Genomic DNA, 24,868 nt, shown 5'->3' with positions numbered 1-24,868 from the left:
ACCCCGGACCGACCGACCCCGGCTGCACCCACCGTCCGTCGGGGCCCCATCCCCCACGAGCCCGCACGCCGCCCAGCCCACACCCGGCGGCCCACTTCCCGGCCAGGCGCGCACCCCGGCCCCGGAACAACCGACCCGGGACCAACCGACCCCGGCAGCATCCACCACCCACCGGGACCCGCCCCCTCGAACCCTCACACCGCCGGGCAGCCGTGCCCACCGCCCCACTCCCCGCCAGGCACGCACCCCGATCACGGCAGCACGCCCCCGGGCCACGCCCGCCTTCATCCCGCTCGCCCCCGACCGCCGGTCGGCTCGCTCCGCCAACCCGTCCGCGCGGAGGCGGGCTCGGGGCCGGGGGCGCCGGCGCTCCCCCCTCGCCTCCCGTCGGCGGCGTCCCGTGCACCGTTCAGGGGAAACGGCCGGCCCGCGCGCGTGGCGGCGCGTCGCCGTGTCGACACCTCACCCATGCCCCTCCCGCTCGTCGCCCCCATGCTCGCCACCGCCGGTTCCCTCCCGCCCGTGGGCCAGGACGCGCGCTGGGCCTACGAGACCAAGCAGGACGGGCAGCGTGCCGTGGTGTACCTCGCCGGGGACGGCACCCTCACTCTGCGCGCACGCTCGGGTGAGGACATCACCGCCGCCTACCCGGAGCTGGGGCCGCTCGGCGCCGCGCTCGGCGGCACGCCGGCGGTGCTGGACGGAGAGGTGCTCGCCCTGGACCGCGAGGGCCGGGCCGACTTCCAGTTGCTCCAGTCGCGCATGGGGCTCGTCCAGGCCCCCGGCAGGGCCGCGCGGCTGGCCGCGACGGCTCCCGTGCACCTCGTCCTGTTCGACGTGATGCACCTCGCCGGACGCTCGCTGACCGGCCTGCCCTACACCCGGCGCAGAACCCGGCTGGAGTCGCTGGCGCTGGAGGGGCCGTTCTGGTCGACGCCGAGCGCCCTGGTGGGCCACGGCCGGGAGGCCCTGGAGGCGACCCGGGCGCACGGCCTGGAGGGACTGGTGTGCAAACGGCTGGACTCGGTCTACGAGCCCGGTGTGCGCTCGCGCGCCTGGATCAAGATCCGCAACATGCGGGTCGCGGACGTCCTGGTCGGCGGCTGGCTGCCCGGCAGGGGCCGGCTGACCGGGCTGCCCGGCGCCGTCCTGGTCGGGCAGCGCGCCACGACGGGGCTGCGCTACGTCGGCAGCGTGGGCACCGGCTGGAGCGAGGCGGAACGCGGCGAACTCGCGGCGCTGCTGGAGGCCGACGCGAGCGAGACGTGTCCCTTCGACGCCGTGCCGCGCACGGCCGGCGCGCACTGGGTGCGGCCCCGGCTGGTCGGCGAGGTCCGCTACAGCACCCGCACCCGGGCGGGGCTGCTGCGTCAGCCGTCCTGGCTGCGTCTGCGGCGGGACCTGACGCCCGAGGAGTCGGCGGCCGACCTTCCGGACACTTCCGCCTGAGTCGGCGCGGGGGCGGCCGACTGTTGGACTGTCCTTCATCACCGATACGCCTGCGACCTCTTGGCGCGACAGGCAAAAGCATGGAAGCTGAACTCCCGCTTCCCCCACAGCCGTTCGGCTGCGCCCTCATCCCGAGGAGAACTCGCCGTGCCCTCAGCCAGGTTCAAGGCCCACCGCAGGAGATGGCTCACCGGTCTCGCCGGCGCCGCCGCGCTGGTCGTCGCCGTCCCCTCGGTCGCCTACGCCGCCCCTCCGCGGGCCCTTCCGCAGAACGCCGAGGCGGGGGAGCTGACGTTCCAGCCCGCGTTCGACTACGACACGGACGGGTGCTACTCTACGCCCGCCATCGGCCCCGACGGGACGATCAACGGCGGCCTCAAGCCCACCGGCGCGCTGAACGGCGACTGTCACGACCCCTCCGACCTCGACAACACCAACAGCTACTCGCGCTACAAGTGCAACAACGGCTGGTGCGCGTACATGTACAGCCTCTACTTCGAGAAGGACCAGGCGCTCCCGGGCAGCAGCATCGGCGGCCACCGCAACGACTGGGAGCACGTCGTGGTCTGGGTCCAGAACGACCGGGTCCAGTACGTCTCCACGTCCAACCACGGGTCGTTCACCGTGCACGCCGCGTCGACGGTGCGCTTCGAGGGCACCCACGCGAAGTCCGTCTACCACAAGGACGGCATCCGCACGCACTGCTTCCGCATCGCCAACTCGAACGACGAGCCGCCGGAGAACGCCAAGCACACCTGGCAGTACCCGCCGCTGGTCGGCTGGAACGGCTATCCGTCGGGCCTGCGGGACAAGCTGAGCGCCTACGACTTCGGCTCCGCCAACTTCGGCCTGAAGGACGGCTCCTTCGCCGGGAACCTGTCGTCCGCCAAGCCCGCCGGCATCCCGTTCGACCCCAACGCGTAGCCGGGCCGCGGCGCCCGGTCCGCCGGGTCCCGCGGCACGGGACGGCCCCGGAACCGGCATCCGGGGCCGTCCCGGGGGCATGATGACCGGATGGATCTTCTGCGAGAACGCGCGCCCGTGACGACGGAGGAGGCGCCCGTCCGCGTCCCGGCCGGCAGGGAGGTCCGGTGAGCGCCCCGCGGGTACGGGCCGCCGAGCGGTCCGATCTGCCGCGCGTCGCCGAACTGGCCGCCCAGCACGCCCGCTATGAGCGCGCCGACCCGCCGGCGCCCGATCTCGCCGAGCGCCTGGCGCGGCTCCTCTTCGACGTGCCGGCGCCGCTCCTCGGGTGCCTGGTCGCCGAACTGCCCGGGGGCGAGGTCGTCGGCTACGCCACCTGCTCGCCCGCCCTCTCCACCTGGGAGGGCCGCGAGTATCTCCATATGGACTGCCTGTTCCTCGCCCCGGACCATCGAGGCCGGGGACTGGGCGCCCTGCTCATGGACGCGGTCGTGGACCGGGCCCGCGATCTCGGGCTGGCCGAGGTCCAGTGGCAGACACCGGTCTGGAACGAGGGCGCGATCCGCTTCTACGCCCGGCGCGGCGCCCTCGGGGCGGACAAGCGGCGCTTCAGCATGCGGGTGGACGCGTGAGTCGCCGAGCGGTGGCCGAAACGCGTGAGCGGTGCGGGCGGCGGGCCGCGAGGGTCTATCGTGTCCCGCATGTCCGTTCCGGAACTCATCCGTATCGTCTCCCGCGACTCGCCCATGGCCCTGGCCCAAGTGGAGCGGGTGCGCGCGGAGTTGACCGCCCTGCATCCCGGCGTGCGCACCGAGGTCGTCCCCGTGAAGACGACCGGCGACAAGTGGATGGGGGACCTCTCCCAGGTCGAGGGCAAGGGCGCGTTCACCAAGGAGGTCGACGCGGCGCTGCTGGCCGGCGAGGCCGACCTCGCGGTGCACTGCGTCAAGGACGTCCCCGCCGACCGGCCGCTTCCCGCCGGGACGGTGTTCGCGGCGTTCCTGCGGCGCGACGACATCCGTGACGCCCTGATCCACCCGGGTGGCCGCACCCTGGACGAACTGCCGGCCGGTACGCGCATCGGCACCTCCTCGGTCCGCCGCATCGCCCAACTCGCCGCCACCCACCCCCACCTGGAGTGCGTGCCGTTCCGCGGGAACGCCAACCGACGGCTGGAGAAGCTCGCCGCGGGCGAGGCGGACGCGCTGCTGCTCGCGGTGTCGGGCCTGGAACGCATCGACCGCCGGGACGTGATCACCGAGGTGCTGTCGCCGGAGACGATGATGCCGCCGATCGGCGCGGGCATCCTGGCCCTGCAGTGCCGCGAGGGCGACGCCGACCTCATCGACGCGGTCAGCGGGCTCGGCGATCCGGCCACTCACCGCGAGGCCACGGCGGAACGCATGTTCCTGCACGTGCTCCAGGGCCACTGCAACAGCCCGATCGCGGGCTTCGCGCGGGTGGACCGCAGCGGCGAACTCTCCCTGCGGGCCTGCGTGTTCACACCGGACGGCAAGACCCGGCTCAACGCTCACGAGTGGGCGGGCCGCCTCGACCCGGCGACGCTGGGCACCTCGGTGGCGGTGGCGCTGCTGCGGCAGGGCGCGCGCGAGATCATCGACGGCATTCCGCACTGACCCGTCCGCCGGACCCCGCAAGGGCGCCGCACCCGTCGGTCGGCGCCCTTCCCGTCGGTCAGGCGGTGCCCTCTTCGGCCTGGTCGCGCAGGAAGTTGCTCACCTGGCGGGCCAGGCTGTCGCGTCCCGCGCCGGCCGGTGCGCCGCCGGAGCCCTCGTGCAGCCCGATGCCGCCGCTCCACAGCCGGCGGTCGGCCCAGTCGTCGTCCACCCGCAGCTGGATCTGGACGTCCACCTGGCCGAGGGACGCCTGCGGTCCCGCCGCGTAGAGCACGGCGGTCGCCCGGCGCAGCGGGTAGACGTCGAAGCCCTCGATGAACTGCGAGTTGCGCCAGTCGATGAACGCGCTCTCGCCGTCGGGCCCGAGACGCACGTCGATCTGGCCGTCCTCCAGGTGGATCGTGGAGTGCGCGGCGCCCCGGTTCTCCACGGTCACCCGCAGACAGAAATAGGTCAGCCCCTCCGCGGCGTCGTCACGCCCGCGCGGCGGTTCGCTCTGTTCCAGTCGGTGGACGCGGACCCGCAGACCGGCGTACTCGTCGTACTCCAGCCAGTCCCCGACCACGTTCGGCTCGTGCACAGTCCACCTCTCGACTTCTACCGGCTGCTTCCTATCCGTGCGCCGATCGCACTGTCAAATGAGCGGAATGCGCTGTGGCCAGGGAATTCACCCCCTTTGATCGCTGATCAAGCCGTGCGCAGGCACAATCGGCCGACGAGCCCGCCAGGGCTCACCCGGGGCGTGCCGCACATCACGTCCGCACGCCGCGTCACCGGGCCGGCCGGCCCGGGAGGGAGGAGGCCGCCGCGACGCCGAGCGCGGCGGCCGCCGCGAGCCCGCGAAGTCGGCCGCGAGTCGCGCGGGCGTGCCGAGGAGCAGTCCGCGCAGCACGTCCCGCCTCGCGGCTGAGCGGGTCGACCGTGCCCCGACGGCCTGAAGCCGTCGGGGCATGACGGCGGCCGGGCACCGGCGTTGGAGCCGAAGAACAGCGGCGGTGACCGCCTGGCCGATGCCCGTCAGACGGTCCCGGCCGAGGACGAGGCCCGCCGATCCCGAGCAGCCCGAGCGGGTTCCAGGGCCTCACGGTGGGCGGCGTCCAGCCGCGCGAGCAGCGCATGGCGCCGTTCCCGCCGGTCACGCAGCCGGGCCCCGGCCCGCCGGTGAGCAGCAATCGGGCGGCGCGCCGGTCGGCGGGGGCGGTCTCCCGCACCGGTCAGCCGTCCTTGACCAGCCGCTCGACCAGGGTCGGCATGATCGATGCCGTCCGCGCCGCCGACGTCACCTCGGCGCCAGAGGCGACGGATCCCAGGACGGGGCGAGGGAGTCGGGAGGGGGACGAGAAGCGAAGAACGGCAAATCGGGTGAAACTGTTTTGAGATGTCCGTTCCCGGGCATCCGCAGGGAAGTGCTTCGGACAGGAGGCACGTCCGTGGGACCCGCCTCCGGCCGGCCCCGGGTGTCGCCCGCATCCTCCCGAGTACGCGCTTCCCACGGTGTCCCCCGTCCATCGGCAACCCTCCTGAGGGAGGCGCGCGTGATGCGTACCACCGTCCGAACGAAGCAGCACCCCCATGACGACGCCCCGGACACGAGCGAGGCCTTCGTGCGTCTTGCCGGGCTTGCGGCGGGCCCCGAGCGCCAGGCGCTCAAGGACGAGCTGGTCCGGCTGTGGCTGCCCATGTCGGAGCGGATCGCCGTCCGTTTCCGCGGGCGCGGCGAGGCGCTGGAGGACCTGTACCAGGTCGCCGCCCTGGGCCTGGTCAAAGCCGTCGACCACTACGATCCCGAGCGTGGCCGCGCCTTCGAGGCGTACGCGGTCCCGACGATCACCGGCGAGATCAAGCGGCACTTCCGCGACCACATGTGGACGCTGCACGTGCCGCGCCGGGTCCAGGACCTGCGCAACCGGGTGCGGCACGCGGTGAAGGAGCTGTCCCAGACGACACCGGGCCGGGCGCCGACGATCACGGAGATCGCCGCGTACGCGCAGCTCACCGAGGACGAGGTACGCGCCGGCGCGGAGGCGTTGGAGTGCTTCACCGCCCTGTCGCTGGAGGCCGAGCTGCCGGGCACGGACGGCTACGCGCTCGAGGACGCCCTCGGGCATCCCGACCCCGGCTACGACACCGTCGTCGACCGGGTGGCCGTGGCGCCGTGTCTGCGAGCGCTGCCGGAGCGTGAGCGGACCATCCTGTACCTGCGCTTCTTCGCCGGGATGACGCAGAGCCGGATCGCCGAGCAGCTGGGCATCTCGCAGATGCACGTGTCCCGGCTCCTGAGCGGCTGCTTCGCGCGACTGCGGGAGGAGATCACCGCCGAGCCGGACGCCGAGACCGCGGCCGGAGCCGAGGCGGACGCAGCGGCCGGCTGACACCGGCGCGGCGGCCCGCCGGGCCCGGCTCACCCGAACGGCCCGCTCGCACCGGGCCGTTTCGGCTGTGCTCCCGCGCGGTACTCGTGCCGCCCCTCCCCCGAACGACCCGGTTCTCGGCAGGCGGCCGGGGCCGGTGCGGCCGGACACTGGTGGCAGCCCCACTCCCCCCGCCCGCCGGCCGACAGACCAGGAACGCGAGCGCCATGAACCAGCATCAGACATCCGCCCCCGGCGCCCGGGGAGCGGTCTCCACGCACTCCGTCTTCGGCGCTCCCTGCTGGGTGAGCCTGACCAGCCGGGATCTCGAGGCCACCCAGGACTTCTACCAGGCGGTGCTGGGCTGGAAGTGGCTGCGGGGGGCGCTCGGCGACCACTTCCGCACGGCCCTGGTGGGCGGCGTGCCGGTCGCGGGGATCGCCGCGGTGGCCTCGATGTGGCAGATGGCGGTCGCCTGGACGCCGTACTTCGCCGTGCCGAGCGCGGACGAGGCGGCGTCCCGTACGCGCGAACGCGGCGGGACCGTGGCCGTGGGCCCCATCTCGCTGCCGCCGGGACGGGCGGCCCTGCTGGCCGACCGGGACGGTGCGACCTTCGGGATCTGGGAGGGCGAGCTGCTCGGCAACTGGGAGGCCTGGCGGCAGGCGGCGCCCGCGTTCGTCAGGCTGCACACCCGAGACGCTTTCGACTCGGCCATCTTCTACGGCGAGATCCTCGACTGGGCGACGGACCGTCCGGGCGCCTGCGAGGTCCACTACGAGGGCGGCGAGGTCGTGCTGCGCAGCAGGGGCGACGTGGTGGCCCGGATCGTGTCGGGCGCGCTGGAGGCGGCGCCCGACCCGACGATCCGGCCGCACTGGCAGGTCCACTTCGCCGTGGCCGACGTGACCGCGTGCGCCCGGGCGGCCGAGAAGCACGGCGGCAGCGTGCTCGTGGAGAGCGACCGGGAGGCGGTGCTGCGGGATCCGGACGGCGCCCAGTTCACGGTGACCTCGCACCGCCAGCGCTGAGCGCCGCCCGCCTCACCGCGTGCCGAGCGGGGGCCGGGAGAGCACCAGCAGGCTCCGGGCCTCCACCGTGACCTCCGCGCCGGCCTTGTACTCGCTCTCGTCGGGACCGCCGTCGGGCGCCGTCGTGTCGACGCGCACGCTCCAGCGCTCGCCGTGACGCACGTCGGGCAGCCGGAAGACCACCGGCTCCCAGAAGCCGTTGAAGAGCATCAGGAACGAGTCGTCGACGACGGGCCGGCCGCGGGGATCCGGTTCGGCGATGGCGTCGCCGTTGAGGAGGACGCCCACGCTGTGCGCGTCGGCCCGCTGCCAGTCGCGGGCCCGCATCTCCCCCGCGTCCGGCCGCAGCCAGAGCAGATCGGGCAGCGGCTGACCGGCGCCGGTGACGGTCTCGCCCCGGAAGAAGCGGCGCCGGCGCAGCACGGGGTGGGCGGCGCGCAGGGCGAGGAGGCGACGGCAGAAATCGGCGAGGGCCCGCTGTTCGTCGGTCAACCGCCAGTCGACCCAGGAGACTTCGTTGTCCTGGCAGTAGGCGTTGTTGTTGCCGAGCTGGGTGCGGCCGAGCTCGTCGCCGTGCGACAGCATGGGGATGCCCTGCGACAGCAGCAGGGTGGCGAGCAGGTTGCGCTGCTGCCTGGCGCGCAGGGCGAGGACCGCCGGGCGCTCGGTGGGGCCCTCGACTCCGCAGTTCCACGACCGGTTCTCGCTCTCGCCGTCCCGGTTGTCCTCGCCGTTGGCCTCGTTGTGCTTGACGTTGTACGACACGAGGTCGCGCAGGGTGAAGCCGTCGTGGGCGGTGACGAAGTTGACGCTCGCGCGCGGGCGGCGGCTGCTGTGCGCGTACAGGTCGGAGGAGCCGGTCAGCCGGGAGGCGAACTCGCCGAGGGAGCCGGGCTCCGCGCGCCAGAAGTCGCGCACGGCGTCGCGGTAGCGGCCGTTCCACTCCGACCACAGTGGCGGGAAGTTGCCCACCTGGTAGCCGCCCTCGCCGACGTCCCAGGGCTCCGCGATCAGTTTGACGCGGCTGATCACCGGGTCCTGCTGGATCAGGTCGAAGAACGCGGACAGCCGGTCCACCTCGTGGAACTGCCGGGCGAGGGTGGCCGCGAGGTCGAAGCGGAAGCCGTCGACGTGCATCTCGGTCACCCAGTACCGCAGCGAGTCCATGATCAGCTGAAGGACGTGGGGGTGGCGCATCAGCAGGCTGTTGCCGGTGCCGGTGGTGTCGTAGTAGTGCGCCCAGTCGCCGTCCACCAGCCGGTAGTAGGAGGCGTTGTCGATGCCGCGGAAGGACAGGGTCGGACCCTTCTCGTTGCCCTCGGCGGTGTGGTTGTAGACCACGTCGAGGATCACTTCCAGACCGGCCGCGTGCAGCGCCTTGACCATCGCCTTGAACTCGCTCACCTGTTCACCGCGGGCGCCCCGGGCCGCGTAGGCGTGGTGCGGCGCGAAGAAGCCGATGGTGTTGTACCCCCAGTAGTTGGACAGGCCCCGGTCGGTCAGGACGCCGTCCTGGACGTACTGGTGCACGGGCATGAGCTCGACCGCCGTCACGCCCAGCGACGTGAGGTGGCCGGTCACCGCGGGATGGGCGAGTCCGGCGTAGGTGCCGCGCAGTTCGGGCGGGACGTCCGGGTGGGTGCGGGTCAGACCCCGCACATGGGCCTCGTAGATCACCGTGTCGGCGTAGGGGCGGCGCAGGGGCTCGTCGTCGCCCCAGTCGAAGGCGGAGTCGGTGACCACGCCGAGCAGGGTGTGGGCGGCGCTGTCCGCCGGGTCGGGCCGGTCGCCGGCCCGCTCGAAGAGGGAGTCGTGGTTGTCGATCTGGCCGTCGACGGCGCGTGCGTAGGGGTCCAGCAGCAGCTTCGCCGGGTTGCACCGGTCCCCTGACGACGGGTTCCACGGCCCGTGCACCCTAAAGCCGTAGCGCTGCCCGGGGCCGATCCCGGGCAGGTAGGCGTGCCACACGAAGCCGTCGACCTCGGTCAGCGGGACCGTGCGGGCAGCGCCGCCGCCGTCCACCAGAACGAGCTCGACCCGTTCGGCGACCTCGCTGAACAGCGCGAAGTTGGTTCCCTCTCCGTCGAAGTCGGCGCCCAGCGGGTAGGGGCGCCCGCTCCAGGCGGGCACCCCTTCGCCACGGCGCGTGCGGCCCGGGGGGCGTGAGCTCACCGGGCGGCCTCCAGGACCCGCTCCTCGTCCGCGGGGGCGGACAGGCCGGCGATCGCCGGAGCGCGGGGCACCTGAAGTCCCTCCCTCAGGCTGGGGGACGGGGCGGTGGGCACGCGGGGCACGCGCTCGCCGGCCCGGGCCCGCTGGGAGAACCAGATGACCTTGCTGCCGGTGCCGGTGGCGCAGCAGCCCCACCCGTCGCTCATGGCGGCGATGCGCTCCAGGCAGGCGCGCAGGTCGAGGTCGGGGCGCAGCTGGCGGTCGTCGCCGCCGATCGCCGTGATCAGATGCTGGCCGTTCCACCACATCTCGATCGAGGTGTGCTTGTTCCGCGCGTGTTCGTCGATGGCCTTCAGCAGCATCTCGGCCCCGCGACAGACGGGCTCGACGAGGGATTCGAGATCCCAGTACGTCAGGTGGGCGGCCAGAATGCGCCTGACCTGTCCGACGCGTTCCGCACTGACGTCCACGTCGAGGTGGTAGTAGCAGGGGACTGCGGTCTTCATCGTCGTTCGCTCCTCACCGGCGAGGCTCACGGCTCCTCCCCGGCCCGACGGGCCGGGGTCCCCGACACGAAGCGTGAGTGGTAATCGCTTCAGAGTCACAACCACAGTGGGGCTGCTACGCCATTCGTGCAACACGAGCGCACCACAACCAAGATCCAACAGGACGTTGGGTGATGCGCCGTGCACCATAAGTGAAGGCCTCGGGAGGTTGGACGTTTTCGCACCTCTGCGGAAAGGGCCGACCCGCTCGTCTCGAGCGGCGTACCTCCGTGAACTCCCGAAAGGTGACCAGCGCGATGCTGCAACCAGCGAAGACCGAAGTCGCCAGGACCCTGCGGGGCTATCGGACCTGGGAGCGGGCCATGCTCGCGCATCCCGGCGACCGCTCGGCACGGGCCGCCTTCGAGGACTGCGGCTACACCCTGTGCGTGCTGATGGGCAAGCGCTGCGCACGGGAGGCGGCGGACGCCGCCGAGCAGTATCTGCGGACCGGCGCCGAGGGCCGCCTGCGCGAGCGCCGGGGCACAGGCCGCAGGAGCGGCGTCGGACGGCTGTCGGTGACGTCGTCCCTGCCCCGCCTGCCCGCGGAGACGTAGCACCCCGCGCGAGCGCGGGTCGTTCTCCCGACTCCGGGCGAACAAAGCCAATTTCAGCCAGCGGAGGTGCAAAGGTGAAGTCCACCAGGGCGATCGGCCGTATCCCGGTCCGGGACGTCGAACCGCGCGTGGAGTGCGGCCGGCGGCCGGCGAAAGCCGTGATCGGGGAGACGGTGCGGATCTCCGCCACGGTGTTTCGCGAGGGCCACGACGCCATCGGCGCCAACGTGGTCCTCAAGAACCCGGACGGCGACCGCGGGCCCTGGACGCCGATGCGCGAGCTGGCCCCCGGCACGGACCGCTGGGGGGCCGACGTGACGCTGGACGTCATGGGCCGCTGGACCTACACCGTGGAGGCCTGGAGCGATCCGATCGCGACCTGGCGCCGGCACGCGGACGTGAAGATCCCGGCGGGCGTCGACCTCGGCCTGGTCCTGGAGGAGGGCGGCCGGCTCTACGAGCGGGCCGCCGCCCGGGCCCCGCGCGGACCGGAGCGCACCCTGCTGCGGGACGCGGCGAAGAAGCTGCTCGACGACTCGGCCCCGGTGGCCGAGCGGTACGCCGCGGCCCTGACGCCGGAGGTGACCGCCCTCCTCGACCGGCGACCGCTGCGTGAGCTGGTGACGGCCTGCGAGCCGCTGCCGCTGCTGGTGGAGCGGGAGCGGGCCCTGTACGGGTCCTGGTACGAGTTCTTCCCGCGCTCGGAGGGGACCCCCGAGCGTCCGCACGGCACGTTCCGCACCGCCGCGCGCCGTCTGCCGGCCATCGCGAAGATGGGCTTCGACGTCGTCTACCTCCCGCCGATCCACCCCATCGGCACGACGTTCCGCAAGGGGCCCAACAACTCGCTGGACGCGGGGCCCGGGGACGTGGGCGTGCCGTGGGCGATCGGCTCGCCGGAGGGCGGTCACGACGCCGTCCACCCGGATCTCGGCACGCCGGAGGACTTCGCGTGGTTCGTGGAGCGGGCGCGGGAGCTGGGGCTGGAGATCGCCCTCGACTTCGCCCTCCAGTGCTCCCCCGACCACCCCTGGGTGCACAAGCACTCCGAGTGGTTCCACCACCGCCCGGACGGGACGATCGCCTACGCGGAGAACCCGCCGAAGAAGTACCAGGACATCTACCCGATCGCGTTCGACGCGGACATGAAGGGTCTGGTCGCGGAGACCGTGCGCGTGCTGCGGCACTGGATGGCGTACGGGGTGCGGATCTTCCGCGTGGACAACCCGCACACCAAGCCGGTCGTCTTCTGGGAGCGGGTCATCGCGGACGTCAACCGCACCGACCCGGACGTGATCTTCCTGGCCGAGGCCTTCACCCGGCCGGCGATGATGCACACCCTCGCCCAGATCGGCTTCCAGCAGTCCTACACCTACTTCACCTGGCGCAACACCAAGGAAGAGCTCACCGACTACCTGACCGAGCTGTCGGGCCCGGCCGCCTCGTACATGCGGCCCAACCTCTTCGCCAACACCCCGGACATCCTGCCCGCCTATCTGCAGCACGGCGGCCGGCCCGCCTTCGAGGTCCGGGCCGTCCTGGCGGCGACCCTCTCCCCCACCTGGGGCCTGTACAGCGGCTACGAGCTGTGCGAGAACGCCCCGCTGCGGGAGGGCGGCGAGGAGTACCTGGACTCGGAGAAGTACCAGCTCAGGCCGCGCGACTGGGAGGCGGCCGAACGCGAGGGCCGCAGCCTGGCCCCGCTGATCACGAGGCTGAACGAGATCCGGCGGGCCAACCCGGCCCTGCACCGGCTGCGCAACCTCCGCTTCCACGGCACGGACAACCCGGCCGTCATCGCGTACAGCAAGCGGACGGGTTCGAACACGGTTCTGGTGGTCGTCAACCTCGACCCGCACCACACCCAGGAGGCGACGGTGTCGTTGGACATGCCGCGACTCGGCCTGGACGACGGCGCGACGCTGTCCGTGCGCGACGAACTGACGGGCGAGACCTACGCCTGGAGCAGGACGAACTACGTGCGCCTGGAGCCCGGCCGGACGCCCGCCCACGTGTTCCACGTCCGGTGATCCGCATCACCGCCGATCGGAGGCTCCAGACAGCCATGACCGTCAACTCCCCTGTCCCGGACACCTTCGAGGACACCCCCGCCAAGGACCGCGACCCCGAGTGGTTCAAGCGCGCCGTCTTCTACGAGGTCCTCGTCCGCTCCTTCCAGGACAGCAACGGCGACGGCGTCGGCGACCTCAAGGGCATCACCGCCAAGCTCGACTACCTGCAATGGCTCGGCGTCGACTGCCTCTGGCTGCCGCCCTTCTTCAAGTCGCCCCTGCGCGACGGCGGATACGACGTGTCCGACTACACCGCCGTCCTGCCCGAGTTCGGCGACCTCGCCGACTTCGTCGAGTTCGTCGACGCCGCCCACCAACGCGGCATGCGCGTCATCATCGACTTCGTCATGAACCACACCAGCGACCAGCACCCGTGGTTCCAGGAGTCGCGCAAGGACCCCGACGGACCCTACGGCGACTACTACATGTGGGCCGACGACGACAAGCAGTACGGCGACGCCCGCATCATCTTCGTCGACACCGAGGTCTCCAACTGGACCTTCGACCCCGTCCGCAAGCAGTACTTCTTCCACCGCTTCTTCTCCCACCAGCCCGACCTCAACTACGAGAACCCGGCCGTGCAGGAGGAGATGATCTCCGCGCTGCGGTTCTGGCTGGACCTGGGCATCGACGGCTTCCGCCTGGACGCCGTGCCCTACCTGTACGCCGAGGAGGGCACCAACTGCGAGAACCTCCCCGCGACGCACGAGTTCCTCAAGCGGGTCCGCAAGGAGATCGACGCCGCCTACCCGGACACGGTGATCCTGGCGGAGGCCAACCAGTGGCCCGAGGACGTGGTGGACTACTTCGGCGACTACGCCTCCGGCGGCGACGAGTGCCACATGGCCTTCCACTTCCCCGTCATGCCCCGCATCTTCATGGCCGTGCGCCGCGAGTCGCGCTACCCCGTCTCCGAGATCCTCGCCAAGACCCCCGCCATCCCCGCCAACTGCCAGTGGGGCATCTTCCTGCGCAACCACGACGAGCTCACCCTCGAAATGGTCACCGACGAAGAACGCGACTACATGTACGCCGAATACGCCAAAGACCCGCGTATGCGCGCCAACATCGGCATCCGCCGCCGCCTGGCCCCCCTGCTCGACAACGACCGCAACCAGATCGAGCTCTTCACCGCCCTGCTGCTCTCCCTGCCCGGCTCGCCGATCCTCTACTACGGCGACGAGATCGGCATGGGCGACAACATCTGGCTCGGCGACCGCGACGCCGTACGGACCCCCATGCAGTGGACCCCCGACCGCAACGCCGGATTCTCCTCCTGCGACCCCGGCCGCCTCTCCCTGCCCACCATCATGGACCCCGTCTACGGCTACCAGGTCACCAACGTCGAGGCGTCGATGTCCTCGCCCTCCTCGCTCCTGCACTGGACCCGCCGCATGATCGAGATCCGCAAACAGAACCACGCCTTCGGCCTGGGCACCTACACCGAACTGCCCTCCTCCAACCCCGCCGTCCTCGCCTTCCTGCGCGAACACGAAGACGACCTGGTCCTGTGCGTGCACAACTTCTCACGCTTCGCACAGCCCACCGAACTCGACCTCAGCCGCTACGACGGCCGCAACCCCGTCGAACTGTTCGGCGGAGTGCGCTTCCCCGCCATCGGTGAACTGCCCTACCTGCTCACCCTCGCGGGCCACGGCTTCTACTGGTTCCGGCTCACCAGAGCCGCGTCCCGGATCGGTCGCCGCCAGTGAGCGTGCGCCGCGGAAAGGATGGGTCACCGTGACGAGGACCGCACCCCTGCGACCGGGCGCCGCGAGCGGTGTCCGCTCCGCCGGACCGCTCGCCGCGCTGCTGTGCGAGTGGCTGCCCCGGCAGCGCTGGTTCGCCGGAAAGGACCGGCCGCTCACCGATCTGCGCATGCTGTCGATGACCGAGCTGTATCCGGGCTGTCTGCATCTGCTCGTGCACGCCGACCAGTCGGGGGTCCCCACCCCCGGCGGCACTCCCCCGGCCGGCGACTGCTACCAGCTGCTGCTGGGCGTCCAGGAGCATCTGTCGCCGCGGCTGGGGCGCGCGCTGATCGGCAGGGTCGAGGAAGGGCCGCTGGCCGGGCTGACGGTCCACGACGCGTTGCAGGACCCCCGGTCGGCGCAGCTGCTGCTGGAGCGGATGCGCCACCCCGGCGCCCTGGGCCCGCTGTGCTTCGAGTCGGACCCGTCCGTGCCGCTGCCCCCGGGGCTCGCGCCGCGGCTGCTGGAGGCCGAGCAGTCCAACACCTCGCTGGTCTACGGGGACGCGTTCATCCTGAAGATCTTCCGGCGCGTCCAGGCGGGGGTGAACCCCGATCTGGAGGTGCCGGTCGCGCTGGCCGGGCAGGGGTGCGGGCGGGTGCCCGCGCCCGTCGCCTGGTTCCGCACGACGCATCCGCAGGAGGCCACCCTCGGCGTGCTCCAGCCGTTCCTGCCCGACGCCTCGGACGGCTGGACGCTGGCGCTGCGGGCCCTGGCCCGCGGCGAGGACTTCACGGCCGAGGCCGAGGAACTGGGCCGGGCCACCGCGGACGTCCACCTGGCGCTGGCCGCGGCCCTCCCGTCCGGCCCGGACGCCGAGGACGGGCGGACCGCCGCGGCCATGACCGAACGTCTGGAGGCGGCGGCGCACCACGTGCCGGCGCTGCGGCCGTTCGTCCCCGGGCTGATCACCGCCTTCGGCGCGCTCGCGGTGTGCGACGCCGGGCCGCCCGCCCAGCGCATCCACGGCGACCTGCACCTCGGTCAGGTCCTGCGCGCCGGGCGCGACTGGTTCGTGATCGACTTCGAGGGCGAGCCCTCGCGGCCGCTGGCCGAGCGGCGCAGCGCCCACTCCCCCGTCCGGGACATCGCCGGAATGCTGCGCTCCTTCGACTACGCCGCCCGCCAGCGCCGCCCGTGGCGGCCGGAGTGGGCGCGGCGTTGCCGGGAGGCCTACTGCGCGGGCTACGCGGCCCGCGCGGGCTGGGACCCCCGGAAGAAACATGCCCTGTTGCGTGCCTACGAGACCGACCGAGCCGTGTACGAAGTGCTGTACGAGGCCCGTAACCGTCCCGACTGGCTGCCCGTACCCATGGCGGCGATCGAACGACTCGCCGTCCGAGGAGGCTGACCCCCGTGGCCCTGCGTGACACCTCTCCGCCCGAGTCGGCCGGCCCCCGCCCGCGCACCGCGCCCGCGCTCGATCCGGGCGAACGCGGCCGGCTGCTGGCGGGCGCCCACCACGATCCGCACGCGCTGCTGGGCGCGCACCCGGTGCCGGGCGGGGTCCTCTTCCGGGCCCTGCGCCCCTTCGCGGACGCCGTGAGCGTCGTGGTGGACGGCGCTGCCATGCCCCTGGTCTCCGAGGGCGACGGTCTGTTCGCCGCCGTGCTGCCGCTGGCGACGGTGCCCGCGTACACCCTGCTGGTGTCGTACGACGGCGTCGAGCACAAGGTGGACGACCCGTACCGCTTCCTCCCGGCCCTCGGCGACCTCGATCTGCATCTGATCCGCGAGGGGCGGCACGAGGAGCTGTGGAAGGCGCTCGGCGCGGAGCCGATGGCCCACCAGGGGGTGACCGGCACCCGGTTCACGGTCTGGGCGCCGAACGCCCGGGGGGTGCGGGTCGCGGGAGACTTCTGCTTCTGGGACGGGACCGCCTTCCCGATGCGGTCGCTGGGCTCCAGCGGAGTATGGGAGCTGTTCCTGCCCGGGATCGGCGAGGGCGCCCGCTACAAGTTCGAGATCACCTCCCGCCACGGGCACCGCTTCCTCAAGGCGGACCCGATGGCCCGGCGCTGCGAGGTGCCGCCGGACACCGCGTCGATCGTGCACGCCTCGCACTACGAGTGGGCCGACCAGGAGTGGATGGCGCACCGGGGCGACGTTCCCGTGCATGTGGCGCCGTTCTCCGTGTACGAGGTGCATCTGCCGTCCTGGCGGCCCGGGCTGACCTACCGCGAACTGGCCGAGGTGCTCCCGGCGTACGTCGGCGACCTCGGGTTCACCCATGTGGAGTTCATGCCGGTCGCCCAGCACCCGTTCTCCGGCTCCTGGGGCTACCAGGTCACCGGCTTCTACGCGCCGGCCTCCCGGCTCGGTTCGCCGGACGACTTCAAGTTCCTGGTGGACGCGCTGCACCGGGCCGGCATCGGCGTGATCGTGGACTGGGTGCCGGCGCACTTCCCCAAGGACGACTGGGCGCTGGGGCGCTTCGACGGGGACCCGCTGTACGAGCCCGGTGACTCCCGGCGGGCCGAGCACCCGGACTGGGGCACGTTCGAGTTCGACTTCGGGCGCGTGGAGGTGCGCAACTTCCTCGTGGCGAACGCCACTTACTGGTGCGAGGAGTTCCACGTCGACGGCCTGCGGGTGGACGCCGTCGCGTCGATGCTCTACCTCGACTACTCGCGGGACTCCGGGCAGTGGGCGCCCAACGTGTTCGGCGGCCGCGAGGACCTGGACGCGATGGCGTTCCTCCAGGAGATGAACGCGACCGTGTACCGCCGCAGTCCCGGCGTCGTCACCATCGCGGAGGAGTCCACCGCCTGGGAGGGCGTGACCCGGCCGACCGACAGCGGTGGTCTGGGGTTCGGGCTGAAGTGGAACATGGGCTGGATGCACGACTCGCTCCAGTACATCGCCAAGGAGCCGGTGCACCGCAAGTACCACCACAACGAGATGACGTTCTCGATGGTGTACGCCTACAGCGAGAACTACGTGCTGCCCATCTCCCACGACGAGGTGGTCCACGGCAAGCAGGCGCTGGTCTCCAAGATGCCCGGCGACTGGTGGCAGCGGCGTGCCAACCACCGCGCCTACCTGGGCTTCATGTGGGCCCACCCCGGCAAGCAACTCCTCTTCATGGGACAGGAGTTCGCGCAAGGAGCGGAGTGGTCGGAGGAGCACGGGCCGGAGTGGTGGCTGCTCGACCCCGGTTACGCCTCGGCCGGCGATCACCGGGGTGTGCAGGACCTCGTGCGCGATCTCAACGCCGTCTACCGGCGGACGCCGGCGCTGTGGGAGCGGGACACGGACCCGGCGGGCTTTCGCTGGGTGGTCGGCGACGCGGCCGAGGACAACGTCTTCGCGTTCCTGCGGCACGACGCCCAGGGGGCGCCGCTCCTCGCCGTCAGCAACTTCTCCCCGGTCGTGCGCCACGACTACCGGCTCGCCGTCCCCGACGGCGTGCCGGCCTGGCGCGAGGTGCTCAACACCGACGCCTCGCGCTACGGCGGCAGCGGTGTCGGACCGTCCGCCCCGGTCGCGTCCGGCGCGGACGGGCTCCGGCTGACCCTGCCGCCGCTGGCCACGGTGTGGCTGGCGCCCGCGTCCGCTTGAACACGGGCGGACGGGGCAGTCGGGTGCGTACCAACCACCACAGGAAGGTCCCCTCGCGTGCGCACCGTCGGAGTGGAGGAGGAGCTCCTCCTGGTCGACCCCGAGACCGGGGAGCCGCAGTCCCTGTCCGCCGCCGTCCTCGCCCGCGCCTCCCGGTGCGACGAGGACGGCGACGTCTTCGAGAAGGAACTGCACAACCAGATGCTCGAGTTCGGCACCCACCCGCAGTCGGGGATGGACGAGCTCGGCGCGGAGATCGTGCGCATCCGCGGGGAGGCGGCACGGCATGCCCGGGAGGCCGGGTGCGCCGTCGCCGCCCTCGCCGCCTCGCCGCTGCCGGTGCAGCCGTCCATCAGCATGAACCGGCGCTACCAGTGGATGGCCGAGCAGTACGGGATCGCGACGCGTGAGCAGATGGTGTGCGGCTGCCATGTGCACGTCGCCGTCGAGTCGGACGACGAGGGCGTCGCCGTGATCGACCGCATCCGGCCCTGGCTGCCCGTGCTGATCGCGCTGAGCGGCAACTCGCCCTTCTGGCAGGGCCGGGAGACCGACTACTCCAGCTACCGCAGCCGGGTGTGGCAGCGCTGGCCGTCGGCGGGGCCGACCGAGCTGTTCGGTTCGGCGGAGCGCTACCACCGGCGGGTGGGGGCCATGGTGGACACGGGCACGATCCTCGACGAGGGCATGGTCTACTTCGACGCCCGGCTCTCGGCGCACTATCCGACGGTGGAGGTGCGGGTGGCGGACGTCTGCCTGCACGCGGACACCGCCGTGCTGATCGCCACGCTGGTGCGCGGGCTCGTCGAGACGGCCGCCAGGGACTGGCAGGCGGGGCGGGACCCGCTCGACCACAGCGTCAGCCTGCTGCGGCTGGCCAACTGGCAGGCCGCCCGCACGGGGCTCGCCGGGGACCTGCTGCACCCGGCGACGATGCGGCGCGCCCCCGCCGGCTCGGTCGTGCGAGCCCTGCTGGAACACGTGCGGGACGCGCTGTCGGACAGCGGTGACCTGGAACGGGCCCGCGCGTCGTGCGCCGAGCTGCTGCTGCACGGCAACGGGGCGAGGGTGCAGCGCGAGGTGTGGGAACGCACCGGCAGTCTGCGCGAGGTCGTCGCCGCCTGCGTCGAGCGCACACAGGCCTGACACGCCCCGTCCGGGGACGAGATCATCAAGGCGGATTACTTATTCGTTCCTGGCCACAAGCGGTCTCGCCTGGGCTACATTCGACCACCGTCGATGACAGTTCCCGTCGGCGGAGTCACAGCCCGTACACGTCAGGAGCAGCGCATGCGCGACTTCGCCCTCGCTCCCCCAGCCGCCTCGCCCCTGACCGGAGGGCTCGCCGACAGCGTTTTCGAGACAGCCGCCCGTACCCCGGCGCTGCCGGTGCTCGCCCGGCGCACGGGCGCGGCCGCCGGCTGGGAAGAGGTCACGGCCGTCGAGCTGCGCGACGAAGTGGTCGATCTCGCCAAGGGGTTCGTGGCCTCGGGGATCTCCCCCGGCCACCGCGTCGCCATCATGGCGCGCACCCGGTACGAGTGGACGGTGCTGTGTCACGCGCTGTGGGCGGTGGGCGCCGAGGTGGTGCCCGTGTACCCGACGTCCTCGCGCGAGCAGGTCGAGTGGATCCTGCGGGACGCCGGCTGCGTCGGGGTGGTCGTCGAGGACGAACAGAGCGTCATGACCGTCGGATCCGTGTGCGCGGCCCTGCCGTCGCTGCGGCACGTATGGCAGTTGGACGCGGGCGCGCTCGAACAGCTCGCCCAGCGGGGCGAGTCGGTCGCCCTGACCACCGTGAACTCGCTGCGCCGGATCGTGCTGCCGGACTCCACGGCGGTGATCGCGTACACCTCAGGCACCTCCGGGCGGCAACTGGGCTGCGCACTGAGCCACCGCTCTCTGGCCAGTCCGTGCGACACGCTCCTGGACGGCTGGGGGCACACGGCGGCGCCCGCGGGCGAACAGGCGAGCGTGCTCGCGTTCCTGCCCTTCTCCCATGTGTACGGACTGATGATCCAGGGCCTGTGCCTGCGCGGGGGCATCCTGATGGGTCATGAGCCCGACCTCGGCGCCGAGGCGCTCACGGAGTCGCTGCGCACCTTCCGCCCCACGTATCTCTACGCGGTCCCCTCGGTGTTCGAGAAGATTTACAAGAACTTCCTGCGGGTGGCCCAGGAGGCCGGCCGCGGCGCGCTGTTCGAGCGGGCTGCGGAGACGGCCCGGGTCTTCGCGGCGGCCGTCGAGCGGCAGCGCCTGGGCCGCGGCTCGGGTCCGGGGCTGGATCTGCGGGTGCAGCACGCCGTGTTCGAGCGGACGGTCTACCGCAGGCTCCGGACCGCGCTCGGCGGCCGGGTCCACCGCGCCACCTCGGGCGGCTCGCCCCTGCACCGCGATCTGTCCCTCTTCTACGAGGGCATCGGCATCTACGTGCACGACGGGTACGGCCTGACCGAGACGAGCGGCGGGATCACGATGCAGCCGCTCGGCCGGGAGAAGTCCGGCACGGTCGGGCAGCCCCTGCCGGGAACCGACCTGCGGGTGGCGGGCGACGGGGAGATCCTGGTGCGCGGCCCGTCGGTGTTCCAGGGCTACGTCAACGACGAGGCGGCGACGCGGGCGGCCCTGTCGGGCGGCTGGCTGGCCACGGGCGACCTCGGGTACCTGGACTCCGACGGCTACCTCACGATCACGGGCCGCAAGAAGGACGTCATCATCACCAGCGGCGGCAAGAGCGTGGCGCCGACCGCGCTGGAGCAGCGGCTGAGGATGCACCCGCTCGTCCACCAGGCGGTGGTGGTGGGCGACAACCGGCCCTGCGTGGGCGCGCTGATCACCCTGGACCCCGACTTCCTGGCGCACTGGCGCGGCAGCCTGGCGCTGCACGGCGACACCCAGAGCCGGGAGGCGCGCGAGGAGAACGCGCTGCGGGAGGAGATCGGGCGGGCGGTCGCCGCCGCCAACAGCACGGTGTCGCGCTCGGAGTCGATCCGCGCGTTCCGCATCCTGCCGCAGCCCTTCGACCAGAGCAACGGGCTGCTGACGCCCTCCATGAAGCTGCGCCGCGACTCGATCGTGACGCACTACGCGGCGGAGATCGAGGCGATGTACCAGGCCCGGGCGCGACTGCCCCGGCAGGGCCCCCAGGAGGAGGTCCTCAGCTGGGACGACGCGGACGACGTGTTCCGCTGAACCGCCCCCGTCCCGGCGCACGGGGTGATCGACCGTTGACGGACGGTCCGCGGCCGCGCGACGTGGCGGCGCGGCGCCCGTCGCTCCCGGTCCGCCGGGCCGTATGTCGCGCCGGGAGGGACGCGTAGCCTGGGCAGCGCCGGGAACCCAGCAAGGGCGAGGTGAGACCGAGTCGCACGAGAAAGGACGACGGTCCCGGCCGAGACGGGACCGCACACTGACATGGCAACCGAGCCGCGGGGTAGCGAAACATTGTCCTCCTGGGCGATTCCGAACCGAACGGCCCGTTTTGCGGGTGAACCGCACGACGTGACGGGGGCACGACTGGCCACGGAGGACTTCCTCCACGACGTGGCGCGGGCGTCACCGCCGACGGCGCCGGAGTGCTGGCACGACATCGTGCTGATCGTCACGGAGTTGGCCGCCAACGCGGTCCAGTACGCTCCGGGGCCGTTCGAGCTTCAGCTGCGCCGCACCTTCGACGGGGTGCACGTCACGGTGCACGACACCAACAGCACTCCCCCGACCCCGCGTCCCTTCCATCCCGACAGCGGCGGCGGGGGCATCGGCTGGTACCTGGTGCACACGCTGTGCAGCCAGGTCAGCGTGGTGACGGCGGACGAGGGCCAGGCGCCGGGCAAGGACGTCCACGTCTTCCTGCCGTGGTGAGGTCACGGCAGGGCGCGGGTGCGGTGCGCGCCCGTCAGGCCGGGCGGTCGAGGTCGCGGATCGGCAGGAACACGCTGATCGTCTTCCCGCCCGCGGAGTGCTCGTCGATGTCGATCTCCCGGGCCAGACGGACCACCAGCGGCCAGCCGTAGCCGCCCGTGCGGTGGCCGGCGGGCGGGGAGTGCGGCCCGAACGCCGCCGTCGGCACGACGTCGCTGTGGTCCCGGACGGCGACGCGGATCCCGTCGGGAACGGGCGTGGCCTCGAATCCGGCCAGGCCGCCGCCGTGCCGGTGGGCGTTGGTCACCAGCTCCGACACGACCAGCAGCAGGTCGATCACGTCCTCCTCGCGTGCCGGACGCGCCGAGGGGTCCCACCGGGAGTGCACCACCGCGCGGGCGTGCGCACGGGCGGACGCCGCGGTCGTCACCGGCGTCGCGGGCACGGACGTCCGTACGGTCGTGTACCCCTCCTCCCTCACGGCGACGACGCCTCCCGCGGCGCCGGACGTCCGTAGTGGTCGCCGACGGCGGTGAGATAGGCGGGGTCGCTCGTCTCGCTGTCGGTGCGGAAGCGGGGCGCTTCCTTCACCTCGTCCCCGGTGCAGGCCAGGGAGATCTCGCGGGCCGCGTGGTCCACGCCCTTGACCACGCCCACCGGGACGACGGCGCTCCTGCCGAACACCCAGACCCCCGTGTCGACGACCAGATGCCGCATCCCCTGCGGGTCGGCCTCGCGTTCGACGTGCCCGAGGGTTCCGTCGGCCGTCACGACGGAGTAGCCGGTGAGGTCCTGTCCCTCGACATGACCGCTGCCCGGCGCATACGACCAGATTCCGTGGATGGTCACGCTGCTCCCTTCTCGCGTTCCACAGCTGCCATTACCCTGTCGGGGCAGCGGCATTCGGGGCGTGTCGACCCGTTTCGGACGTTGTGCCGACGGGCAGGACGCCCGCGCGCGGACCAGCGGAAAGCCGGTGCACGACACCCGCATGACTCACAGGCGCAGGGGCAGACGGAGTGCGTGATCGACATGCTCGACGAACGGAGTGAACGGACATGAACGCCGTGACGGCACAGGCACCGACGCCCACGGCGGCGCGGGCGGGCTCCGACAGCCCGTGCGAGGGGGTTCCGTTCATCGACGTCCCCTCCCAGGTGAGCCCGAAGGACGCGCGCGAGCTGTCGCGGCGCTTCTTCGACCGGCTGGCCGTCGTGGAGGAGGGCACCCACGAGTACCAGTACGTGCGCAACACCCTGATCGAGATGAATCTCTCCCTCGTGCGGTACGCGGCCTCCCGCTTCCGCGGCCGGGGCGACGCGATGGAGGACATCGTCCAGGTCGGCACCATCGGGCTGATCAAGGCCATCGACCGGTTCGAGCTCACCCGCGAGGTCGAGTTCACCTCCTTCGCGGTCCCCTACATCGTCGGCGAGATCAAGCGCTTCTTCCGCGACACGAGCTGGGCGGTGCACGTGCCGCGCCGCCTCCAGGAGGCGCGGGTCGAACTGGCCAAGGCCACCGAGGAGCTCCAGACGCGGCTGGGCCGGATGCCCACCACCCGGGAGCTGTCGCAGCTGATGTCGCTGTCCGAGGAGGACGTCGTCGAGGCGCGCAAGGCCGCCAACTGCTACACCTCCGCCTCCCTCGACGCGGCCCTCACCTCCGACGGCGGCGCGGACGGCGAGTCCGTGCTGGCGGACTTCATCGGCGTGCAGGAGCCCGCGCTGGAGCTCGTGGAGGACTTCCACTCGCTCGCGCCCCTCGTCGCCGCGCTGGGCGAGCGGGAGCGGCGGATCCTCCATCTGCGGTTCGTCGAGGAGCGCACCCAGGCGGAGATCGGCAGGGAGCTCGGCATCTCCCAGATGCACGTCTCCCGGCTGATCAGCCGCATGGTCCAGCAGCTGCGGACGGGCCTGCTGGGGGCCGAGATCGCCTGAGCCGGGCCCGGCTCGGCCGGGACCGCGACCCCTCTTCGCCCGGGACGGCACGAGCTGCCGTCCCGGGCACAAACATGTTCGGGTACCCCGCTTCCGGTCATGCATGCATCGTGTGCACGATCTGGAATTCCTGTGTGGGCGGCGTGACGTGAGGCTTTGTTTCCGTGCGCCCGAGTGGGTTAGCCTGCGGCGGATTTCTCACATCGCACACTTCCGTGAACTGCGGAAACACTGGCGCGACATGCGGGGCCGCCCACCCGGGCGGCCCGGTTCCGAGTCCCCGCCCGGGGGCTCCTGGGGAGCGGAACGAGGATACGCATGACCAGCAACGCGACCGAGTCGTCGGACACGGTTCCGGGCGACCACGAGCTTCGCCAGCTCCTGGCCGGCCTGACGGCGGTACGGGACGGGGACTTCGGCACCCGGCTGCCCACCGACGGCGACGGCCTCATGGGCGACATCGCCACCGTCTTCAACGGCATGGTCGACCAGCTGTCGGTCTTCACGTCCGAGGTGACCCGCGTGGCCCGGGAGGTGGGCACCGAGGGCACCCTGGGGGGACAGGCCGAGGTCCCCGGCGTGTCCGGGACCTGGGCGGACCTCACGGACTCCGTGAACGCCATGGCCGGCAACCTCACCACCCAGGTGCGCGACATCGCGCAGGTGGCGACGGCGGTGGCCAAGGGCGACCTCTCCCAGAAGATCGACGTGCCGGCCCGCGGCGAGATCCTCCAGCTGAAGGAGACCGTCAACACGATGGTCGACCAGCTGTCCGCGTTCGCCGACGAGGTCACCCGCGTCGCCCGCGAGGTCGGCACCGAAGGACGCCTCGGCGGCCAGGCCCAGGTGCCCGGGGTGGCCGGTGTGTGGCGAGATCTCACCGACTCGGTCAACTTCATGGCCGGGAACCTCACCAACCAGGTCCGCAACGTCGCCCAGGTGACGACGGCGGTGGCCAAGGGCGACCTCTCCCAGAAGATCACCGTCGACGCCCGCGGCGAGATCCTCGAACTCAAG

At 72.1% G+C, this 24,868-nt stretch carries 21 protein-coding genes and 1 pseudogene; 16 read left to right on the top strand and 6 right to left on the bottom strand.

Features of this window, described 5'->3' with window-relative positions; translation table 11 throughout:
* The first annotated feature begins 468 nt into the window (after nucleotides 1–468).
* From ligD to hemC, 4 genes are all read left to right on the top strand, one after another.
* Nucleotides 469–1,449: a non-homologous end-joining DNA ligase gene (gene ligD / locus KMS84_RS21105; protein WP_256917910.1), complete on the top strand. Its 981-nt coding sequence runs from the start codon at nucleotides 469–471 to the stop codon at nucleotides 1,447–1,449.
* Between the two features lie 147 nt (nucleotides 1,450–1,596).
* On the top strand, nucleotides 1,597–2,373 hold the full coding sequence (locus KMS84_RS21100) for an NPP1 family protein (protein WP_256917909.1): 777 nt from the start codon (nucleotides 1,597–1,599) through the stop codon (nucleotides 2,371–2,373).
* A gap of 167 nt (nucleotides 2,374–2,540) precedes the next feature.
* Nucleotides 2,541–3,005, top strand: coding sequence for a GNAT family N-acetyltransferase (locus KMS84_RS21095; RefSeq protein ID WP_256917908.1), 465 nt, complete (start codon nucleotides 2,541–2,543; stop codon nucleotides 3,003–3,005).
* A 69-nt stretch (nucleotides 3,006–3,074) separates the two neighbouring features.
* The gene (gene hemC, locus KMS84_RS21090; protein WP_256917907.1) at nucleotides 3,075–4,010 is read left to right on the top strand and encodes a hydroxymethylbilane synthase; all 936 of its coding nucleotides are present in this window, start codon (nucleotides 3,075–3,077) and stop codon (nucleotides 4,008–4,010) included.
* A gap of 58 nt (nucleotides 4,011–4,068) precedes the next feature.
* Here hemC and KMS84_RS21085 read toward each other — a convergent pair whose 3' ends face one another.
* Nucleotides 4,069–4,590 carry a hypothetical protein gene (locus KMS84_RS21085; protein WP_256917906.1) on the bottom strand — a complete coding sequence of 174 codons (522 nt, stop codon included), beginning with the start codon at nucleotides 4,588–4,590 and terminating at the stop codon, nucleotides 4,069–4,071.
* 190 nt (nucleotides 4,591–4,780) lie between these two features.
* Nucleotides 4,781–5,058 (bottom strand): annotated as a pseudogene (locus KMS84_RS41120) (ABC transporter permease); the annotation flags it as partial.
* Between the two features lie 490 nt (nucleotides 5,059–5,548).
* On the opposite strand from KMS84_RS41120, the gene KMS84_RS21080 reads away from it, so the two are divergent.
* Together KMS84_RS21080 and KMS84_RS21075 are read left to right on the top strand one after the other, a co-directional pair.
* Nucleotides 5,549–6,382, top strand: coding sequence for a SigB/SigF/SigG family RNA polymerase sigma factor (locus KMS84_RS21080; RefSeq protein ID WP_256917905.1), 834 nt, complete (start codon nucleotides 5,549–5,551; stop codon nucleotides 6,380–6,382).
* A 206-nt stretch (nucleotides 6,383–6,588) separates the two neighbouring features.
* Nucleotides 6,589–7,392, top strand: a complete 804-nt coding sequence (locus tag KMS84_RS21075) for a VOC family protein (protein ID WP_256917904.1) — start codon at nucleotides 6,589–6,591, stop codon at nucleotides 7,390–7,392.
* Nucleotides 7,393–7,404: 12 nt separating this feature from the next.
* On the opposite strand, the gene glgX is transcribed toward KMS84_RS21075, so the two are convergent.
* Complete coding sequence (gene glgX, locus KMS84_RS21070) at nucleotides 7,405–9,522, bottom strand: glycogen debranching protein GlgX (RefSeq protein WP_256917913.1); 2,118 nt, start codon at nucleotides 9,520–9,522, stop codon at nucleotides 7,405–7,407.
* A gap of 38 nt (nucleotides 9,523–9,560) precedes the next feature.
* Nucleotides 9,561–10,070 (bottom strand): pep a2, encoded by a 510-nt coding sequence (locus tag KMS84_RS21065; protein ID WP_256917903.1) that lies wholly within the window; start codon nucleotides 10,068–10,070, stop codon nucleotides 9,561–9,563.
* A 296-nt stretch (nucleotides 10,071–10,366) separates the two neighbouring features.
* Between KMS84_RS21065 and KMS84_RS21060 the strand changes: the two genes are divergently transcribed.
* From KMS84_RS21060 to KMS84_RS21025, 8 genes are all read left to right on the top strand, one after another.
* Nucleotides 10,367–10,666: a DUF5133 domain-containing protein gene (locus KMS84_RS21060; RefSeq protein WP_256917902.1), complete on the top strand. Its 300-nt coding sequence runs from the start codon at nucleotides 10,367–10,369 to the stop codon at nucleotides 10,664–10,666.
* A gap of 74 nt (nucleotides 10,667–10,740) precedes the next feature.
* Nucleotides 10,741–12,696: an alpha-1,4-glucan--maltose-1-phosphate maltosyltransferase gene (locus tag KMS84_RS21055; protein WP_256917901.1), complete on the top strand. Its 1,956-nt coding sequence runs from the start codon at nucleotides 10,741–10,743 to the stop codon at nucleotides 12,694–12,696.
* Nucleotides 12,697–12,731: 35 nt separating this feature from the next.
* Nucleotides 12,732–14,450: a maltose alpha-D-glucosyltransferase gene (treS, locus tag KMS84_RS21050; RefSeq protein WP_256917900.1), complete on the top strand. Its 1,719-nt coding sequence runs from the start codon at nucleotides 12,732–12,734 to the stop codon at nucleotides 14,448–14,450.
* Between the two features lie 28 nt (nucleotides 14,451–14,478).
* Nucleotides 14,479–15,840, top strand: a complete 1,362-nt coding sequence (locus KMS84_RS21045) for a maltokinase N-terminal cap-like domain-containing protein (protein WP_256917899.1) — start codon at nucleotides 14,479–14,481, stop codon at nucleotides 15,838–15,840.
* Nucleotides 15,841–15,845: 5 nt separating this feature from the next.
* Nucleotides 15,846–18,050: a 1,4-alpha-glucan branching enzyme gene (gene glgB, locus KMS84_RS21040; RefSeq protein ID WP_256917898.1), complete on the top strand. Its 2,205-nt coding sequence runs from the start codon at nucleotides 15,846–15,848 to the stop codon at nucleotides 18,048–18,050.
* 57 nt (nucleotides 18,051–18,107) lie between these two features.
* Complete coding sequence (locus KMS84_RS21035) at nucleotides 18,108–19,196, top strand: glutamate--cysteine ligase 2 (protein WP_256917897.1); 1,089 nt, start codon at nucleotides 18,108–18,110, stop codon at nucleotides 19,194–19,196.
* A 144-nt stretch (nucleotides 19,197–19,340) separates the two neighbouring features.
* A complete protein-coding gene (locus KMS84_RS21030) occupies nucleotides 19,341–21,242 on the top strand; it encodes an AMP-dependent synthetase/ligase (protein ID WP_256917896.1) in 1,902 nt (633 codons plus the stop codon).
* Nucleotides 21,243–21,464: 222 nt separating this feature from the next.
* Nucleotides 21,465–21,911, top strand: coding sequence for an ATP-binding protein (locus KMS84_RS21025; protein WP_256917895.1), 447 nt, complete (start codon nucleotides 21,465–21,467; stop codon nucleotides 21,909–21,911).
* A gap of 34 nt (nucleotides 21,912–21,945) precedes the next feature.
* On the opposite strand, the gene KMS84_RS21020 is transcribed toward KMS84_RS21025, so the two are convergent.
* Nucleotides 21,946–22,392, bottom strand: coding sequence for an ATP-binding protein (locus KMS84_RS21020; RefSeq protein ID WP_256917894.1), 447 nt, complete (start codon nucleotides 22,390–22,392; stop codon nucleotides 21,946–21,948).
* Complete coding sequence (locus tag KMS84_RS41260) at nucleotides 22,389–22,760, bottom strand: PRC-barrel domain containing protein (protein WP_256917893.1); 372 nt, start codon at nucleotides 22,758–22,760, stop codon at nucleotides 22,389–22,391. The genes KMS84_RS21020 and KMS84_RS41260 overlap by 4 nt, the downstream gene beginning before the upstream one ends.
* A gap of 209 nt (nucleotides 22,761–22,969) precedes the next feature.
* Here KMS84_RS41260 and KMS84_RS21010 point away from each other — a divergent pair, with 209 nt between their 5' ends.
* On the top strand, nucleotides 22,970–23,851 hold the full coding sequence (locus KMS84_RS21010; protein WP_256917892.1) for an RNA polymerase sigma factor SigF: 882 nt from the start codon (nucleotides 22,970–22,972) through the stop codon (nucleotides 23,849–23,851).
* Nucleotides 23,852–24,169: 318 nt separating this feature from the next.
* On the top strand, nucleotides 24,170–24,868 hold a 699-nt coding region (locus KMS84_RS21005; protein WP_256917891.1), incomplete at its 3' end, for a HAMP domain-containing protein.

Origin of the sequence: Streptomyces hilarionis, from assembly GCF_024539675.1 — a bacterium.
GTDB classification, from domain to species: domain Bacteria; phylum Actinomycetota; class Actinomycetes; order Streptomycetales; family Streptomycetaceae; genus Streptomyces; species Streptomyces hilarionis.
The sequence above is the reverse complement of the archived record's forward strand: the minus strand, read 5'-3'. Positions and strand labels throughout refer to the sequence as shown.

What these genes read in the sequence shown, in the direction of transcription:
- KMS84_RS21075 (WP_256917904.1), top strand. Translation starts at nt 6,589, where the DNA reads ATGAACCAGCATCAGACATCCGCCCCCGGCGCCCGGGGAGCGGTCTCC.
- KMS84_RS21010 (WP_256917892.1), top strand. Translation starts at nt 22,970, where the DNA reads ATGAACGCCGTGACGGCACAGGCACCGACGCCCACGGCGGCGCGGGCG.
- hemC (WP_256917907.1), top strand. Translation starts at nt 3,075, where the DNA reads ATGTCCGTTCCGGAACTCATCCGTATCGTCTCCCGCGACTCGCCCATG.
- ligD (WP_256917910.1), top strand. Translation starts at nt 469, where the DNA reads ATGCCCCTCCCGCTCGTCGCCCCCATGCTCGCCACCGCCGGTTCCCTC.
- treS (WP_256917900.1), top strand. Translation starts at nt 12,732, where the DNA reads ATGACCGTCAACTCCCCTGTCCCGGACACCTTCGAGGACACCCCCGCC.
- KMS84_RS21060 (WP_256917902.1), top strand. Translation starts at nt 10,367, where the DNA reads ATGCTGCAACCAGCGAAGACCGAAGTCGCCAGGACCCTGCGGGGCTAT.
- KMS84_RS21080 (WP_256917905.1), top strand. Translation starts at nt 5,549, where the DNA reads ATGCGTACCACCGTCCGAACGAAGCAGCACCCCCATGACGACGCCCCG.
- KMS84_RS21030 (WP_256917896.1), top strand. Translation starts at nt 19,341, where the DNA reads ATGCGCGACTTCGCCCTCGCTCCCCCAGCCGCCTCGCCCCTGACCGGA.
- KMS84_RS21065 (WP_256917903.1), bottom strand. Translation starts at nt 10,070, where the DNA reads ATGAAGACCGCAGTCCCCTGCTACTACCACCTCGACGTGGACGTCAGT.
- KMS84_RS21025 (WP_256917895.1), top strand. Translation starts at nt 21,465, where the DNA reads ATGGCAACCGAGCCGCGGGGTAGCGAAACATTGTCCTCCTGGGCGATT.